This is a genomic window from Promicromonospora sp. MEB111, assembly GCF_030209445.1.
GTDB lineage: Bacteria > Actinomycetota > Actinomycetes > Actinomycetales > Cellulomonadaceae > Promicromonospora.
Window position 1 is genome coordinate 119,679 of record NZ_JARVSD010000006.1, and the last position, 17,383, is coordinate 137,061.

The following is a 17,383-nucleotide window of genomic DNA, read 5'->3' on the forward strand; positions in this document are numbered from 1 at the left end:
CTGCTCTCCATCCTTGACGAGGATGCGCGTTGGCGACGTGCGGAACGGCACTGTTCCAGGCGCTGGACGCAGCCCGGCGGGCGATACGTCCTTTTTTGACGCGATCAAATAACCACAGCCCGGACCCTCCGCGCAAGGGCCGGGCGGGACTTGCTTGACAGCGGAAAGAAATTCCTGGAACGCTCGTCCCGCTCTGCCCGATCCGAGAATCCCTGGTGGCCCCCATGCTCACGCGCACCGCCGCGCCCGGTCCCTGGACCCTGCACCTCGACACCGCCGGACCCGACGCGGACCCCGCGGTCCTCGCCGGTCTGCCCGTCCCGGCCACGGTCCCCGGCACCGTCCACACCGACCTGCTGGCCGCCGGGCTCATCGAGGACCCGTACCTCGACCGCAACGAGCTGCTGACGCCGTGGATCGGCCGCTCGCGCTGGCGCTACGAGACGACGCTGCCGGCGGCCTCGCTGCCCGTCGCGCCGGGCGCGGAGCGCACCGACCTCGTGCTCGACGGCCTCGACACGCTCGCCACGGTGTACGTCGACGGCGCGGAGCGCCTGCGCACCCGCAACATGTTCCGCTCCTACCGCGTCGCCCTCGATCCGGCCGACGACGCCGGTGCGGCCGAGGTCGCGGTGGTGTTCGACGCGCCCTGGGGTCCCTTCGACGAGCTCGACGAGGACACGCGGCGCGCGTTCGACTCGCCGTCGGCGCACATCCGCAAGATGGCCTGCAACTTCGGCTGGGACTGGGGTCCCACGCTGGTCACCGCCGGCATCTGGCGCCCCGTGCGCATCGAGTCGTGGTCGGTCGCGCGGCTCGCCGAGACGCGGGTCGAGGTGCGCGCCGAGCGCGCCGGGGCCGGCTGGCGCGGCGTCGTCGAGGTGGGCGTGGAGCTCGAACGGACCGCGACGGCGCACGACGTCGCCCTGGTCGTGCGGGTGGCGGGCGCCGAGCGGAGCGTCGTGGTGCCCGCCGCGGAGACCTCGGCGCGGCTCGTGGTCGAGGTCCCGGTGGCGGACGCCGACCTGTGGTGGCCGCGCGGCGCCGGCGCGCAGCCGCTCCACGACCTGGAGGTCGAGCTGCTCGACCGCGTCACGGGTGAGGCGCTCGACCGCGACGACCGGCGGGTCGGCTTCCGCTCCGTCGAGGTGCGCCGGGACCGGGATGCCGACGGCGAGTCGTTCGCGTTCGTGGTCAACGGGCGCCCGGTCGCCGCGCTCGGCTTCAACTGGATCCCCGACGACTGCTTCCCGCACCGCGTGACGCACGACGACGTCGCCGCCCGGCTCCGCGACGCGGCCGAGGCGAACGCGAACATCCTGCGCGTGTGGGGTGGCGGCCTCTACGAGTCGGACGACTTCTACGCGCAGTGCGACGAGCTCGGGTTCCTGGTCTGGCAGGACTTCGCCTTCGCGTGCGCGCCGTACCCGGAGCACGAGTGGATGCTGGAAGAGGTCGAGGCGGAGGCGCGCGAGAACATCGTCCGCCTGATGTCGCACCCCTCGCTGGTGATCTGGAACGGCAACAACGAGAACTGGCTCGGCTGGGACGACTGGGGCTGGAAGGAGCGCCTCGGCGACCGGCCCTGGGGCGAGCGGTACTACCTGGACGTGCTGCCGCGGGTGGTCGCCGACGTCAGCCCGCACGCCTTCTACTGGCCCGGCAGCCCGTACTCGGGCACCCCGGAGGTGTACTCGAACGACCGCTCCCGCGGCGTGGTGCACCTGTGGGACGGCTGGAACGAGCAGGGCTACCAGGTCTTCCTTCAGGACCGGGTGCGGTTCGTCTCCGAGTTCGGCTGGCAGGGCCCGCCCGCCTGGCGCACGCTGACGGACGCCGTGCACGACGACCCCCTGCTGCCGGACTCGGCCGGCGTGCTGCACCACCAGAAGGCGGTCGACGGCTCCCTCAAGCTGTCGCGCGGCCTGGCGCCGTACTTCGACGAGCCCACAGGGATGGCCGACTGGCACTGGGCGATGCAGCTCAACCAGGCGCGCGCCCTGACCTTCGCGATCGAGCACTTCCGTTCGCTGCGCCCGCTGAACATGGGCTCGATCGTGTGGCAGCTCAACGACTGCTGGCCGGTCGCGTCGTGGGCGGTGGTCGACTCCGCCGGGCGGCGCCGGCCCGCCTGGTTCGCGGTGCGCGCCGCGTTCGCGCCGCGGCTCGCGACGATCCAGCCGCGCGACGGCGGCCTCGCGCTCGTCCTGGTCAACGACGGCGTCGAGGCATGGGCGGGGTCGGCGACGGTTCGCCGCGTCGGCCTGGACGGCCGCGTGCTCGCCGAGCAGCCGGTCACGTTCGAGGTCGGATCGGTGGCGGGCACGACCCTGCCCCTCGACCCGGCACTGGGCACCCCGGGCGACGCCGCCGCCGAGCTCCTGGTGGCCGACGTCGACGGCGCGGCCCGCGCCTGGCGGTACTTCACCGTGGACCGCGACCTCGCCTACCCGCGTCCGCGGCTCGACGTCAAGGCGGTGCCGCTCGACGGCGGCGACGTCGAGGTCACGGTCACCACGGACACGTTCGTGCGGGACCTGACGCTGCACGCCGACCGGCTCGACGCCGGGGCCGCGGTGGGCGACGCGCTCGTCACGCTGCTGCCCGGGGAGTCGGCGACCTTCCGGATCGCGGGAGCCGACCCGGCGCTTGCCGGGACTCTGGCGGACACGGTCCAGGGCGGGGAGGTGCTGCGGCACGCGGGCGACCTGGTCGCCTGACCTCGCACGTTCGGGAGCCGCCGAACTTCTCATCTGTGCAATTGCGCTGGTCAGCAGCGTGATTGACCTTGTGGCCGTCGTCGTCGGGGGCGCAGATTTGCGCTCATTACCCCACGGCGGGGCAAAGCCCCGGCCACGAACCATGGAGTGAACGTGCCCCCAGCTCATCCCCATCCGCGCAGGGCGGTGGCGGCGACCCTGTCGGTCGCCACCGTCCTCACCACGGCCCTGTGGGCCGTGCCGTCGGCGGGGGCCGCACCCGCCGCCGACCCGACGCCGCCCGCCAGCCGGGACGAGGCGGCCGAGAAGGTCACCGACGAGGTGGCGAAGACGCTCGCCGAGGAGGTGCGCGCCGACTTCTGGGTACAGCTCGCCGACCGGCCGGACCTGGAGCCCGCCAAGGACATCGCCGACTGGGGCGCGCGCGGGCAGTACGTGTACGACGCCCTGGTCGAGAACGCCGAGGAGTCGCAGTCCGGCGTCATCGCCCAGCTCGAGGCCGCGGGTGTCGACTACCAGACGTTCTGGATCAGCAACGCGATCCACGTCCAGGACGGCACCGAGGCCCTCGCCGAACGTGTCGCCGCCAGCAGCGACGTCGCCCTCGTGCACGAGGAGATCGCGATGGAGCTGGTGGACCCGCCGACCGAGTCGGCGGACCCGACCGGACGCACGGCGGCCGGCGAGCGGGCCACGCAGGCCGCCGAGGCCGCGGAGGGCTCCGTCACCTGGGGCGTCGACGCCATGAACGCCGACGACGTCTGGGACCTCGGCTTCACCGGTGAGGGCATCACCGTGGCCGGGTTCGACACGGGCGTGGACCTGGAGCATCCCGCGCTGCGGGCCACGTACCGCGGCACGCAGCCCGACGGCTCGGTCGAGAACGACTACAACTGGTTCGACCGTCCCGGCCTGTGCGGCGGCTCGCCGTGCGACCCGATCATCAACCAGGTGGGCGGCCACGGCACCCACACGATGGGCACGATGGTGGGCGACGACGGCGCGGACCACCAGATCGGCGTCGCGCCGGGCGCCCGGTGGATCGCGACCAACTGCGTGGACCGGTGCGCCAACTCGATGGAGCGTGCCGACTACCTGCGCAGCGCGCAGTGGCTCCTGGCGCCCACCCGTGCCGACGGCAGCGACCCCGACCCCGCGATGCGTCCGCACGTGGTGAACAACTCCTGGGGCATCCCGCAGTCGCAGGAGGAGACCCTCCCGTTCGCCGACTGGATGGCCGACGAGACCGAGGCGTGGGAGGCAGCCGGGATCTTCGGCGTCTGGGCCGCGGGCAACGAGGGCGAGCTGGGCTGCCAGTCCGGCCGGCTCCCCGCGCGCTACCCGCACACCTACTCGGTGGGCGCGTACGACGCCGCGGGCGACATCGCGTACTTCTCGTCACGCGGGCCGGGCACCGACGGCAAGATCAACCCGAACATCGCGGCGCCCGGCGTCGACGTGCTCTCGTCGCTCCCCGGCGGCGGCTACGGCGCGGGCTCCGGCACGTCGATGGCGGCCCCGCACGTGGCCGGCGTCGTGGCGCTGCTGTGGAGCGCCGTGCCCAGCCTGGTCGGTGACATCGAGAGCACCAAGACCCTGCTGGACGGCACCGCGCACGACACCGAGGACCTGACCTGCGGTGGCACCGCAGAGGACAACAACGTCTGGGGCGAGGGCAGGATCGACGCCCTCGCGCTCGTGCAGGAGGCCCTCGCGTCCGGCGGCGCCGGCACCCTGGCCGGTACGGTGACCGACACCGACGGCGAGCCCGTCGCGGGCGCCACCGTCGCCGCCGAGGGCCGCCACTCGCCTCGCACCGTCACGGGCCGCGACGGCACCTACTCGATGAGCGTGATCGCGGGCGACTACGAGGTCACCACCAGCGCGTTCGGCTACCTGTCCGCCTCCGGGGAGGCGACGGTCGCCGTCGACGAGACGAGCACGCTCGACGCGACGCTCACCGCCGCGCCGCGGCACGACGTGACCGGCACCGTGGTGGACCCGGACGGCGCGCCCGTCCCGAACGCCGACGTGACCGTGGACGACACCCCGCTGGACCCGGTCCGGACGGGCGCCGACGGGACCTTCACCGTCCCGGCCGTCCCCGAGGGCGACTACACGCTCGACGTGCGCCCGAACGCCTGCCTGTCGCCCGCGACCACGGCGCTCGCGGTGGACGGCGCCGAGTCCCTCACCGTCACGGTCGACCGCGTGGTCGACCTCGGCGGGTACACCTGCGCGGTGTCCGAGGGCGAGTACCGCCGGGGCACCGACCGGGTCGAGATCACGGACGGCGTGTGGGTCGACGTGGCCCTGCCGTTCCCGATCGCCTTCTACAACGGCACGCACGAGACCCTCAACATCGGCCAGCGCGGCGTCATCACGACCAGCGCCTCGGACACGGCGGGGCCGGGCAGCGGCGGGGCGGCGATCTTCCCGTTCTGGATCAGCCGGCCGCTGACGATCGACGAGCAGGGCGGCGTCTACACGGGCACGACCACCGTCGACGGCCAGGACGCGTTCGTGGTCGAGTACCGGAACGTCCAGGCCGAGGCCGTCGACAACGTCACCACGGCCCGGATCAGCTTCTCGGTCACGATCACGCGCTCCGGCACGGTGATCATCGCCTACGGCGACGGCGTGGGGGAGAACGGTCCGCTCAGCGCGGGCTCGACCGCCACCACCGGCATCCAGGGCTGGGCGGGCGTGGACGGCATCCGGTTCTCGCAGGACGCCCCCGTGCTGCGCGACGGGATGGTCGTCACCTACGACCTGCCCGACTTCGGCTACCTGGACGCCACCGTCGTCGACGAGAACGACGGGCTGCCGGTCGAGGGCGCAGACGTCGACTTCGTCCGGGACGGTCGCCTCGTGGAGAGCGTCGTGACGAACGGGACCGGGCTGGTGCACCGCCAGCTCCCGACCGGCGACTACACGATGACGGTCTCCGCGCCGGACTACGGCATGCGGTCCTACGAGTTCTCGCTCGACGAGCTGTACGACGCGGCCGAGGTCGACGCGCGCCTCGCCACCGGCATCGCCGACCTGGCCGCCGACGGCCTGGACACGGTGCTCGGCACCGACCAGCACGGCAAGGGTTCGCTGACGCTGACCAACACCGGCTCGGCCCCGGTCACGTTCGACCTGGCCGAGGTGGGCCGCCACCCCGAGCTGGACGCGACCGGCGCGACCACGAGCACCCTGACGGGCACCGCGAGCAGCATCGACCTGGCCGCCTGGGAGGCCGGCGCCTCGGGGCGGCACACGGCGTCGAACGCGGACGGCGGCGCCGGGAAGGAGGGCGGGACGGGCGACACGGCCGCCGACACGCTCGCCACGGACACGCTCGCCGGCGGCGACGTGATCACCCGGTTCAAGCCCGCCGGGAACGGTGAGGGCGAGCCGTCCGGCCTCGGCTACGACGGCGACGTGTGGGTCCACGACTACGACGCGAGGACCAACACGGCCTTCACCGTCACGGGCAAGAAGGCCGGCAAGACGTTCGCGGCCGACTGGAACGCGGACTACCGAGCCTTCGACATGGCCTTCGACACGCTGACCGGCGACATGTGCCAGATGGAGGACAGCCCGGCCAGCTACATCCACTGCTTCGACACCGAGACCGGCGAGAAGACGCGGGAGATCAAGGGCGACTGGTCCACCCTGCAGCTGACAGGTCTCGCCTACGACGCCGGCCGGGACGTGTTCTACGTGGGCGGCCGGGTCAACGGCATGATCGGCACGGTGGCCGGCACCTCGCACGAGACGCCGGGCGCGCTGCTGTCCTTCTGTGCGCCGCCCCTGCCCCAGGTCATGGGCCTGGCGTACAACGAGGCGTCCGACACCATCTGGTACACCGACCGCTCCAGCGGGCGCAGCCGGCTGCTCCAGGTGGACCCGGCGGACTGCTCGCTGGTCAACGCCTGGTGGTTCCCCGGTGCCCGGCCGTACCAGGGCGGCGGTCTCGCCACCGACGTCAGCGGTGCCCTGTGGGCCACCGACCAGATGTCGGACGAGGTGCTGCTCGTCGACGTCGAGGACGACCAGGTCACCGACCTGCCGTGGCTGTCCCTGTCCACCACCCGCGGCACGCTCGCACCGGGGGAGTCGACCACCGTCGACGTCTCCGTCTCCACCGAGGGCGTCGAGCCCGGGACGCTCGCCGCGAACATCGTGGTGCGGTCCGACGCGGGCCGGCAGTCCAAGGAGTACGTGCCCGTCACCGTGACGGCCACCGGGTACCAGGTGGCCGTGAACGCGGGCGGGCCGGACGTCACCGACGGCGCGGGCTTCGCCTGGTCGGCCGACCGGGCCCACCGCGACGGCGGCTGGGGCTACGAGGGCCGGACCAGGACCGTCTCCACCCGCTCGGCCATCGCCGGCACCTCGGACGACGCGCTGTTCCAGACCCAGCGCACGCCGCAGCGCCGGGACCTGACCTACGTGTTCGACGACGCCCCGGCCGGCACGTACCGGGTCGACCTCGGGTTCGCGGAGATCGAGCGGGCGGCACGCGGCAAGCGCGTGTTCGACGTGCTCGTCGACGGGTCCCTGACGCACTACGCCTACGACCCGGCGGGCACCGCCGGCCAGCGGACGGCGGACGTGCGCACCGCCGTCGTCGAGCACGACGGCGGCCCGCTGACCGTCGAGCTGCGGGGGACCAACGGCCTGCGGTCCCCGAGCGTCGCGTCGCTGCTGGTGACGCTCGACCCGCGCGAGGCGGAGGCACCCGAGGAGCCGGCCGAGCCGGAGCAGCCGGAGGACGTCCCGGTGGCACCCGCCGGCCGCACCTACGAGGAGAAGGTCACCACCGGCCTGTACCGGGAGGGCACGGTGCAGGCTCCGTGGACCGGCACCAGCGGGTGCGGACCGCTCTTCTTCACTTTCGACTTCCCCTTCTACGACACCACGTGGGACGGGGTGTGCGTGTCGCCCGCCGGCATGCTCACCTTCGACCGCGCGCGCAGCAGCTGGGGGAACACCGACCTGCCGTCGTCGGCCCCGGTCGACGCCCTCTACCCGTTCTGGGACGACCTGGAGGTCGACGACGCGGCGGGCATCTACCTCGGCGTGACCGAGGTGGACGGCCTGGACGCGCAGGTCATCGAGTACCGCGACGTGACCTTCCAGAACGCCCCCGGGGAACGGGTCAGCTTCTCGGTCACCCTCGTCGCGGACGGCCGCATCCAGATCGGCTACGGGGACGGCGTCGGCGGCGAGAACCCGCTGACCAAGGGCTCCTCGGCGACGATCGGGGTGGAGAGCCTGACCGGGGCGCACCAGGTCTGGTCCTACGAGCAGCCCAGGCTGACCGCGGGCACGGGCCTGGAGTACACCCTGCCGGCGTCGGGCACGATCGAGGGAGCGGTCACCGACGCGAACGACGGCAAGCCGGTCGCGGGCGCCGTCGTCACGCTCACCGCGCCGGACGGCGGCACCCGGACGATCACCACCACCAGGGAGGGGCTCTGGAAGGCCCAGGCCGTGCTCGGTGAGAGCACGGTCGAGGTCTGGTCGCCGAACTACGTGGCCGCCACCGGCACGGTGACCCTCGGCGAGCGCGGCCAGGCCGGGACGCTGGACACCGAGCTGGCCACGGGCGTGGCCGAGGTCTCGGGCGACGAGCTCGACTGGCTCCTCGGCCCGGACCAGACCGCGACCGCCGAGGTGAAGGTGACCAACACCGGCTCGGCGCCGTTGAAGGTCTCGTTCACGGAGCAGGAGCGCGGGCAGGGCGGGGCCGCGGACCTGCCCTGGCTGGCGCTCGCCGGCCCTGCGCTGGAGGGCCCGACGGTGCTCGCGATCGGCGAGTCGACGACGGTCAGGGCGACGGTGGACACCTCGGGGACGACGCCGGGTGAGCTCACCGGCGACGTCCTGGTGGCGTCCGACGCCGGCCGCGTACCGGAGCGGGTGCTGCCCGTCACCCTGGGGTCGTCGGCCTACTGGCTGGGCGTCGACGTGGGCGGCCGGGGCCTCACGGGGGCCGACGGGACCGTCTGGTCCGCCGACCAGGCCTTCGACGCCAGGCGGCACAGCGCGACGTGGGGGTATGTCGGCGGCAAGGCACGGTCCACGCGGGCCGACATCGCGGGCACGGTGGACGACCAGCTCTTCCGTACCCAGCGGACCGGCCCCACGTTCTCCTACGTGTTCGAGGACGTGCCCGCCGGCACCTACCGCGTCGGCCTCGGCTTCGCCGAGCTCGACCGGGTCCCGGTCGGAGGGCGCGCGTTCGACGTGCTGGTGGACGGCGAGGCGGTGCTCTACGAGCACGACGTGCAGGCCTCGGTGGGCAGGCTCGCCGCCGACACGCACACCGCCACCGTTGCGCACCCCGGCGGCGACCTGACGGTCGAGCTGGTCGGCGAGCTCGGTGACGGTGACCCGGTGCTCAGCTCGCTCACGGTGCGGGAGGATCCGCGCGGCTGATCAACGGCCTGAGGCAGGTCCCGCCCCCGGGCGGGACCTGCCTCAGGTGCTGACTCATCGGGTCGAGGGCGCGCCCGCGCTGAACGACGCGACGAACCGGGCGACGAGCTCGCGCAGCTCGGACCGTTCGTGCACCTGGCGCCCCAGGAGCAGGGCCGCCTCCTCGCGGTGGTGCTCGGGGCAGTACGCCCGGACCTCCGCGGCCTCGAAGAGGTCCCACGACGGCATCATGTTGGACAGCCGGCCGGCGCGCACGAACGCCGTCGCGGGGGCGAGGTCGTCGAAGAACGCCCACCGGTCCGTGAGGTCGACCGCGGCCCCGCGGCAGATGCGGACCTCGGCGGTCTCCAGCGCCCCGGGCAGGGCAGGCTGGTCGACGACGGCCGCGTATTCTCCGCCGCCCCCGCCCGTCCGGGCGTACCAGCCGTCGGCGACGTCCTCGCCGTAGGCGCGGCAGACGGGCGTCAGGAGATCGCCGTCGGGTGCGGTGGTGGTGAGTTGCATATCGCTCCTTCACATAGCATTGCCCGGGTTTCTCCTCGCGGAGTTCCGGGTGGAAGTTCCATGCAAAAACATGGAGTCCTGGTCATTTTTCACCCTGCGTGCGGAGCGATATGGGGGGTGCTTCGCCGGGGTTCGATCGGGGTTGTGCGGCCTATCCGGCGGCCATGGCCGCCGGTCCGAAGCGGGCCCAGTCGACGGATGAATCCAGCATCCTGGTCAGCCCGATTCGATTGACGGGTATTTTCTCGTCCTGGATCAGATCCTCCAGTTCTTTGTCCCAGGTATCGGTCGTCGCCACCACGAGTCGGGTCGTGAACGGGGCCTTGTTCGACGCCGCGAGGAATGCGGCGACATCCGGCCTCGACAAAGGCCGTGCCGGATCGTGGAATGCGCACCGCACGGCCACCAGGTTCTCTGTGTCCTGCTCGCGCGCGACCAGGCTGATCCCGTTGCCAGGGCCCTCGTGGCCGGGCCATTCGTCCCATGACCACACCGTGTCGAACGCGCCGGCCCACTCCGCGTCGGAGCGCAGGAATGCCTTCATCAATTCCTCGAACTTCTCGTCCCGGTCGGTCTCCGACTCCGACCTGAGCAGGTAGTCGTCGAGGAGGTCCTCAAGTGCGGTCATGCGGTCATTCTGTCAAGGGTGCTGCGTAACCGCTCTCCGGGCAGCGGTAGTTCACGAGGCGTTTACCGGGACGCGCGGAGACGGGCGGCGTCGCGCTGTCGCGCGGCGCCGCCCGTCGGGGTGTGCGGGTCAGCGGTCCTGGGCGGGCGCCTCTCCGGCGAGGGTCAGGTAGACGTCGCGGCGGGCCTTGTCGAGCACCGCCGTGACGGTGGCCACCTGATCGGTGGTGCCGGTGCGGGCGACCTGTTCGACGGCGTCGGCCAGCGCGCGCAGCTCGTGCCGCAGCTGGCGTCCGTGACCGTGGCCGACCTGCTCCCAGGGGGTGCCGAGCTCGTCCTTGTGCTGCTCGACGTAGGCGGTGCCCTCGTCGGTCAGCGTGGCGAGCTTGCGGCCGCGGTCCTCGGTGAGGGCCACGAGGCCCTCGTCGGCGAGCAGGGACAGCGCGGGGTAGACCGCGCCGGCGCTGGGGCGCCAGCGGCCGTCGGTCCGCTCCGCCAGCTCGCTGATGATCTGGTAGCCGTGCATCGGCTGCTCCGCCAGGAGCAGCAGGATCGCGGCGCGGATCTCGCCGCGGCCGGCGCGGCGCGGGCCGCGGGGGCCTCGTCGTCCGCCCTCGTGGTGGCCGCCGTGCGGTCCGCGCGGGCCGAAGCCGCCACGCCCGGGGCGCTGGCCCCGGGTGCCGCGCTCGTCGGCGTCGTCGCGGTAGTCGCGGTCGTCCGGCAGGCCGGGCCCGCCGGCCATCGCGAACGCGGGGCCGAAACCCGGGCCGAGGCCGTCGAACCTGGGACGGTCGAACGAGGGCAGGAAGCCGCGGCCGCGGCCGCGCCGTCCGGGGTCCTGGGGGTTGTTGTCGTGGGTACGCATGGTGTGTCTCCTACGTGTCGCGGCGGGGCGAGGCGGTGCGCGATCGCGCACTACGGCGTCTCGTCAGACCCGCCGATCGGGAACGTTGCCGCTCGACCGACGCTCTAAAGATAGATCAAAGATATATCGTTACGCAACCCCCGGCTCTCGACGCCGGCTGACCTGGTGCGGGACCACAACCGGCGGAATGCCCTCGGTTCCGCTCGCGTTGCCCCGGGCATGGACTTCAACCAGCAGATCGTCGACACCTTCCGCGCCAACGGCGGCGAGGTCAACGAGCCCGTGCGGTTCGGCAAGGGGCTCGTGCTCGTGCACGTGCCGAGGAAGGACGGCAGCGTGCGGATCGCCCCGCTCGCCGCGATCCAGGACGACGGCGTCCGGTACGTGGTCGGGAGCGCCGGCGGCTCGCCCAGGAACCCGGCGTGGGTCTACGGGCTGCGGCGCGCCGAGGAGGTCGACGTCGAGGTGCCGGGTGAGCCGGTCGTGACCGTCCGGGCGAAGGTCGAGGAGCTGGCGGGCGAGGAGCGCGACACGATGTGGGCTCGCTTCAAGGGGTTCTCGAGCGGTTTCGCCGACTACGAGAAGACGGCGGAAGGGCGCGTCTTCCCGATCTTCCGGCTGATCGGCTGACCCGCCGCCCTGGGCTGTCCCTTGGACCAGCCAAATCGCGACTAATCCGCTTGGATGGGTGAATATCCCCGATCCGACGTCAAGGAGACCCGCGCGATGACCCAGGCAGCCCAGGTCGGCACCGTCTACCAGAACAGCCAGGAGCTCCTCGACGCCGACCTGCCGCACCTCAGCATCGCCCTGGACGCGAGCGGCTACGCGATCCAACGGGACCGGGACGGCAACTGGTACAGCGTGTCGTCCGTGGGCCCGTCCGACCTCGCGGGTGTCTACACCGTGATCCACCTGCCGGCCGAGCCCCTGCCCGCCACCTACGGGTCGGTCGTCATCACGGACAACGGCACGCCCTTCATGCGCCGCTGGGACGCCGCGACCGACGAGCGCTTCGGCGTCGAGCACTGGATCGGGCCCGACGGCGTCACCGTGACCGACAGCCACCTGCGGCACCTCGGCATCGCCCGGGCCTGGGACGCGAGCATGCCGGGCGGCACGTCGCGGCTCGGCGGCCGGCGTCGTCGTTCCCGCGCGACCCCGGAGACGCCGGGGCGCGACGACTCCCACCCGCGGACGCCGACGGCGTCATGAGCCGGCGGCGGCGTGCGCCGCCGCGCGGGCGATGTTGCGCTGCATGCCGCCGAACACGATGCCGTGGAACGGGCTGATCGCCCACCAGTAGAGCTGCCCGGGCAGCCCGCGCGGCAGGAAGACGGCGCGCTGGCGGAACGTCGGCCGCTCGGCGGTCTCGTCCTCGACGGACAGCTCCAGCCAGGCCAGCCCGGGCAGGCGCATCTCGGCGCGCAGCCGCAGCAGGCGGCCCGGCACGATCTTCTCCACCCGCCACCAGTCGAGCGCGTCGCCGGGAGCGAGGTGGTGCGGGTGCCGGCGTCCGCGCCGCAGCCCGGGCCCGCCGAAGAGCCGGTCCATGGCGCCGCGGGCCACCCAGCCCAGGCGCCAGGAGTACCAGCCGTGGGCGCCACCGATGCCCTCGATCACCGTCCACAGCGCCTCGTTCGTGGTGTCCACCACGCTCGACCGGTCGTCGACCAGCAGGCTCCCGCCGGCCCAGTCCGGGTCGTCGGGCAGCGGGTCGGACGGTGCGCCGGGCACGGAGGCGGACAGCCAGCTCGTGCGCACGTCGAGGTCCCGGATCCGGGCGAGTGCGAGCGCCACCGCCCCGTCGAAGTCGATGAGCCCCTCGGGCGGGTCGGGCACGTACTCCTTGATGTCGTCCTCCTGGGCCACCACCTCGTGCACGAGCGACCCCACCAGGGGTCGTGCGATTCCCGGAGGCACGGGGGTCACCAGGCCCACCCAGAGGCTGGCCAGCCGTGGGGTCAGCACGGGGACGGCCCGGATCACTCGCGGGCGCAGCCCCGCGACGGCGGCGTAGCGCTGCATCATCTCGCTGTAGGTGAGCACGTCGGGGCCGCCGATGTCGAAGCCGCGGCTGACGCCGGCCGGGACGTGCGCCGCGCCGACCAGGTAGCGCAGCACGTCGCGCACCGCGATGGGCTGGATGCGGTTGTTGATCCAGCGCGGCGCCACCATGGCCGGCAGCCGCTCGGTGAGGTAGCGCATCATCTCGAACGACGCGCTGCCGGAGCCGAGGATCACGGCGGCCCGCAGCACGACGGTCGGCGCGCCGCCGTCGAGCAGGATCTGCTCGACCTCGCGGCGGGACTCCAGGTGGGGTGAGAGCCGCTCGCCCTCGGGGTAGAGCCCGCCCAGGTAGACGACGCGCCCGACGCCGGTCTCGCGCGCCACGACGGCGAAGCCACGGGCGGTGGCGCGGTCGCGCTCGGCGAACCCCGGCCCCGCCCCGAGGGCGTGGATCAGGTAGTACGCGACGTCGACGCCGTCGAGCGCCCGCCGCAGGTCTGCGCGGGAGGTGGCGTCGCCCTCGACCACCTCGACGTCGTCGGACCACTCGCGCGAGGCGACGCGCTCCGGATGGCGGGCGAGCACGCGCACGTCGTACCCGGCGGCGAGCAGCTCGGGCACCAGCCGCCCGCCGATGTACCCGGTGGCTCCGGTCACGAGGACACGGGACATGTCACGACACCAACTTTCTCCAGAACAGGAAGCTGAGCAGATTACTAGATAGGCTAGGCATATCGGCCGGGCGGTGGCTTGCTGGGGCAGGTACAGGGGGCCGCCCGGCCCGTCCCGAGGAGGGCCGCACCATGCAGGAGAAGTCCCGCGACCGCGTCGAGCGGATCGTCGTCACCGTCAGCTTCGTGGTCTGCGTCATCGGTTCCATGATCGGCGTGGGGGTGTTCGGCGGCACGCCGGTCTCCTCGGCGGCCGGGGGAGCACTGGACACCGACGCCACCCTGCTCGCGCCGGCGTCGGCGGCGTTCTCGGTGTGGACCGTGGTCTACGTGGGGCTGGCGGGGTACACGGTGCTGCAGTGGTTCGACGGCCCCACGCCGCGGGCGCAGGCGCGGCAGCGGCGCCTGCGCCTGCCGGTGGCGGGGACGATGCTGCTGAACGCGGCGTGGATCCTGGTGGTCCAGGCCGGCTGGCTCTGGATGAGCGTGCTCGTCATCGGGGCGCTGCTCGTGCTGCTGGGCCGCGTGTTCGTGATCCTGCTGCGCACCCGCGCGAGCGGACCGCTGGACCGCGTCCTGGTGGACGGGGTGCTCGGCGTCTACCTCGGCTGGGTCTGCGTGGCCACCGCGGCCAACGTCGCGGCGGCGCTCACGAGCGCCGGGTTCGACGGCGGGGGCCTCGCGCCCGAAGGGTGGGCGGTCGCGGTCCTGGTGGCGGTGGGGGCGGTCGGCGTCGCCCTGGCCGTGCGGGGCGACGGCCGCATCGCCGTGGCCCTGGCCATCGCCTGGGGCCTGTCCTGGATCGCGGTGGCGCGGTGGGACGGTACGCCCGCCTCCGCGCCGACGGCGGCCGCGGCGGTCGCGGTCGCCGCCGTGGTGCTCGCGGTGACCCTGGGCGTGCGCGTGCGTGCCGTGGTGCGCGCCTGATGGTGCGTCAGCCGGTGGGCGGCAGCACGTAGTCGGTGCCGAGCGCCAGCCACGGCGCGGCGAGCGCGACCACGAGCAGGACGAGGAAGACGAGGACCTGGCGGCTGTGGCGTACCCGGCCGGCGGCGACGGCGGCCAGGACGACGAGCACCAGGGCGGCGAGACCCACCAGCCAGCCGCGTTCGACGGTGTCCGCCGCCCAGATGCCCAGGCCGGCGTCGAGCGCCCGGTCGCCGAGGTCGCGGCTGGTGGTGGGGTCGCCGAAGGTGAGGCTGACGAACGCCGCCTGGACCACGGCGACGGCGTGCACGGCGACGAACATCGCGCTCGAGAGCCGGGCCCGGGGGCCGTGCCGCCACCGGTGTGCGAGCACCAGGGCGGCGAGCACGAGCGCCGGGGCGACGAAGAGCACGTACGCGGCCGCATAGAGCCCGACATAGGCCGTGCTGCCGTCCACGGCGAGCGGGGTGCCGTTCCCGCCCGGGGTGCCGAGCCAGGAGGCACGGTCGAGCGCTCGCCACGAGGCCGGGCCGAGCCCGAACAGGACGGCCAGCAGCAGCAGGGCCGCACCGGCGGCCAGCCAGCCGCCGGTGCGGCCGGTGAGACGGTCGTAGCCCAGGACCGACGCGAGCAGGTCGTCCTGGGTGCGCTCCGGTGCGGGTTCCATGCGCAGGACTCTACTGGCGCGCGGCCATGGACCGGCCCGGCTCAGCCCACCCGCGTGAGCCGGAAGGTCTGCGCCGCGGAGCCGGTGCACGGCTGCTGCGTGAACCGGGTCCCGTCGGCGCCGGTGGCGGAGCCGAGCGTGAGGCAGGCGCCGCTGTGCCGGGCGGTGAAGGTGACGCCGCCGCCCGTCGTCGTCGGCCGCCACTGCTGGTTGGTGCCGCCGACGTACGACCAGAGGTGCACGGCCGTGCCGCTCGCGACCGCCCCCGGACCGCCGGCCACGTCCCAGACCTTGCCGGCGTGCTGGTTGGCCACCTGATACCAGCCGTCCGACGTGGGCGTGAAGCGCCAGCGCTGGTTCGCCTGTGCGGCGGCGCCGCAGGTCCACTGCTGCAGGCCGGTGCCGTCGGCGGTGCCCCAGTCGGCGGCGTCCAGGCACTTGCCGCCCGCCGACGAGCTGACCTGGTACCAGGAGGCCGGGTCCGGGTCGGCCGGGGTGGTGGTCGACTGCGGGTCCCAGGTGTAGGTGGCCACGGCCCGGCCGGGCAGGGTGTGGGTCAGGGAGCGGCCCTCGTCGGTGATCGAGAACGTGCGGCTGCCGGAGGAGGCGTTCACGACGTACGCCACGCGGGTGCCGTCCGGGTTCTGGAAGACGACGTTCTGCAGGCCGCCGGACTGCTCGCTGGTGGAGCCGATGCGGCGCGCCCCGGCGTCGATGAACCTGGTCAGGTGGCCCAGCACGTAGAACTCGGCGTTGCGCGTCACGGTGCCGCCGGCGATCTGGACGACGCCGTTGCAGCGGGTGCCGCAGTGCCCCTGGTGCGGGCCGCCGTTCTGGTCGAGCGCGAGGTTCCAGCTGATCGTCGTCTCCCCGCCGTTGCGCATGTTGCGCACCACGAGGTTCTCCGCGTGCCAGACCAGGGTGTCTCCGAAGGTGTTCGCCGCGTCGTCGCTGTCCGTGCCGGAGCACTCGGTGAAGTACACGCGCTTGCCCGCCGCGACCACCTGGGCCTGTGCCTCGGGGGAGCCGCCGTAGCAGTGGAAGGCCGCGCCGACCACGCGGGAGATGCCCTGGGTGCCCGAGAAGACCTCCAGCGGGTAGTCGGGCCGGTCCCAGTTGTGGTCGTAGGCGAAGATCTGCGTGCCCAGCCCGGCGCTGGTCAGCCGGGCGTCGAGCACCCGGAGGAACTGCGCCTGCTCGGCCGCCGACATGCTCATCGACGGGTAGCTCGTGGCGAAGAGCGGCTCGTTCGCCACCGTGAGGTCGCTCAGCGTCACGCCCTGCTGGGCGTACGCCTGGATCGTGCGGACCAGGTAGTCGGCGTACTCGTCGTAGTTCTCGACGCGCAGGCTGCCGCCGTTCAGCGAGCCGCCGGACTTCATCCAGGCCGGCGGGGACCACGGGCTGCCCATGAACCGGATGTTCGGGTTGATCGCCAGGGCCTGCCGCAGCACGGGCAGGATCTGCTGCTGGTCGCGGGCGATGCCGAACTGACCGGGCGTGTCCTCGTAGGTGTAGAAGCCACCGGAGTTGAAGTCCGTGCTGCCGAGCGGCTGGCGCAGGTAGTTGAGCCCGATGCCGTCGCCGGCGCGGGAGAACAGCGACCGCAGCAGCGTGTCGCGGGTGCCGGCGGGCAGGCCGCTGATCAGCGACGCCGACGCTTCGGTGACGGACGCCCCGGCGCCGGTGAAGCGCTGGGACACCTGGCCCGGGCTCACCCGGATGTCGGTGGCCTGCGGGCCGGTGTCGAACGCGATGGTGCCGCCGTCGGTCAGCCTGCGGCTGCCGTCGGCGGTGGTGACCCAGACGTGTGCGCTGGTCGGGGCGGCGGCGGCCGAGCTCACGGCCGGGCCGATGCCGACGGCGCCGACGGCCAGGGCGCTCAGCGTGGCGAGCGCCGTCCGGACGGGCCCGGTGCGGGTGGTGCGCGTCATTGCGACTCCCTCGGTGGGTGGAC

Annotated in this window: 11 protein-coding genes; 5 read left to right on the top strand and 6 right to left on the bottom strand. The window is 73.2% G+C overall.

Annotation, left to right across the window (positions count from 1 at the left end; all coding sequences use genetic code 11):
• The first annotated feature begins 224 nt into the window (after positions 1-224).
• Complete coding sequence (locus tag QRN56_RS06705; protein WP_285102025.1) at positions 225-2,720, top strand: glycoside hydrolase family 2 protein; 2,496 nt, start codon at positions 225-227, stop codon at positions 2,718-2,720.
• Between the two features lie 153 nt (positions 2,721-2,873).
• Positions 2,874-9,155: a S8 family serine peptidase gene (locus QRN56_RS06710; RefSeq protein ID WP_285102026.1), complete on the top strand. Its 6,282-nt coding sequence runs from the start codon at positions 2,874-2,876 to the stop codon at positions 9,153-9,155.
• A gap of 54 nt (positions 9,156-9,209) precedes the next feature.
• Here the strand turns inward: QRN56_RS06710 and QRN56_RS06715 are convergent, their stop codons facing one another.
• The 3 genes from QRN56_RS06715 to QRN56_RS06725 form a co-directional block, all read right to left on the bottom strand.
• Positions 9,210-9,659, bottom strand: a complete 450-nt coding sequence (locus QRN56_RS06715) for a hypothetical protein (protein ID WP_285102027.1) — start codon at positions 9,657-9,659, stop codon at positions 9,210-9,212.
• A 151-nt stretch (positions 9,660-9,810) separates the two neighbouring features.
• Positions 9,811-10,287 (bottom strand): restriction endonuclease, encoded by a 477-nt coding sequence (locus tag QRN56_RS06720; RefSeq protein WP_285102028.1) that lies wholly within the window; start codon positions 10,285-10,287, stop codon positions 9,811-9,813.
• Positions 10,288-10,416: 129 nt separating this feature from the next.
• A complete protein-coding gene (locus tag QRN56_RS06725; RefSeq protein ID WP_285102029.1) occupies positions 10,417-11,151 on the bottom strand; it encodes a PadR family transcriptional regulator in 735 nt (244 codons plus the stop codon).
• Positions 11,152-11,370: 219 nt separating this feature from the next.
• Here QRN56_RS06725 and QRN56_RS06730 point away from each other — a divergent pair, with 219 nt between their 5' ends.
• Entirely contained in the window at positions 11,371-11,781 is a 411-nt protein-coding gene (locus tag QRN56_RS06730; protein ID WP_285102030.1) for a nitroreductase family deazaflavin-dependent oxidoreductase, read from the top strand.
• 96 nt (positions 11,782-11,877) lie between these two features.
• Entirely contained in the window at positions 11,878-12,366 is a 489-nt protein-coding gene (locus tag QRN56_RS06735) for a hypothetical protein (protein WP_285102031.1), read from the top strand.
• On the opposite strand, the gene QRN56_RS06740 is transcribed toward QRN56_RS06735, so the two are convergent.
• The gene (locus tag QRN56_RS06740) at positions 12,361-13,833 is read right to left on the bottom strand and encodes an SDR family oxidoreductase (RefSeq protein ID WP_285102032.1); all 1,473 of its coding nucleotides are present in this window, start codon (positions 13,831-13,833) and stop codon (positions 12,361-12,363) included. The genes QRN56_RS06735 and QRN56_RS06740 overlap by 6 nt on opposite strands.
• A gap of 131 nt (positions 13,834-13,964) precedes the next feature.
• On the opposite strand from QRN56_RS06740, the gene QRN56_RS06745 reads away from it, so the two are divergent.
• Positions 13,965-14,759 (top strand): TspO-related membrane protein, encoded by a 795-nt coding sequence (locus QRN56_RS06745; protein WP_285102033.1) that lies wholly within the window; start codon positions 13,965-13,967, stop codon positions 14,757-14,759.
• 7 nt (positions 14,760-14,766) lie between these two features.
• On the opposite strand, the gene QRN56_RS06750 is transcribed toward QRN56_RS06745, so the two are convergent.
• Complete coding sequence (locus QRN56_RS06750; protein ID WP_285102034.1) at positions 14,767-15,426, bottom strand: hypothetical protein; 660 nt, start codon at positions 15,424-15,426, stop codon at positions 14,767-14,769.
• Between the two features lie 41 nt (positions 15,427-15,467).
• Complete coding sequence (locus tag QRN56_RS06755) at positions 15,468-17,360, bottom strand: RICIN domain-containing protein (RefSeq protein ID WP_285102035.1); 1,893 nt, start codon at positions 17,358-17,360, stop codon at positions 15,468-15,470.
• Positions 17,361-17,383: the final 23 nt, after the last annotated feature.

Coding starts and splice junctions, on each gene's coding strand:
- QRN56_RS06755 (WP_285102035.1), bottom strand. CDS start 17,360: ATGACGCGCACCACCCGCACCGGGCCCGTCCGGACGGCGCTCGCCACG.
- QRN56_RS06730 (WP_285102030.1), top strand. CDS start 11,371: ATGGACTTCAACCAGCAGATCGTCGACACCTTCCGCGCCAACGGCGGC.
- QRN56_RS06705 (WP_285102025.1), top strand. CDS start 225: ATGCTCACGCGCACCGCCGCGCCCGGTCCCTGGACCCTGCACCTCGAC.
- QRN56_RS06715 (WP_285102027.1), bottom strand. CDS start 9,659: ATGCAACTCACCACCACCGCACCCGACGGCGATCTCCTGACGCCCGTC.
- QRN56_RS06720 (WP_285102028.1), bottom strand. CDS start 10,287: ATGACCGCACTTGAGGACCTCCTCGACGACTACCTGCTCAGGTCGGAG.
- QRN56_RS06725 (WP_285102029.1), bottom strand. CDS start 11,151: ATGCGTACCCACGACAACAACCCCCAGGACCCCGGACGGCGCGGCCGC.
- QRN56_RS06740 (WP_285102032.1), bottom strand. CDS start 13,833: ATGTCCCGTGTCCTCGTGACCGGAGCCACCGGGTACATCGGCGGGCGG.
- QRN56_RS06750 (WP_285102034.1), bottom strand. CDS start 15,426: ATGGAACCCGCACCGGAGCGCACCCAGGACGACCTGCTCGCGTCGGTC.
- QRN56_RS06745 (WP_285102033.1), top strand. CDS start 13,965: ATGCAGGAGAAGTCCCGCGACCGCGTCGAGCGGATCGTCGTCACCGTC.
- QRN56_RS06735 (WP_285102031.1), top strand. CDS start 11,878: ATGACCCAGGCAGCCCAGGTCGGCACCGTCTACCAGAACAGCCAGGAG.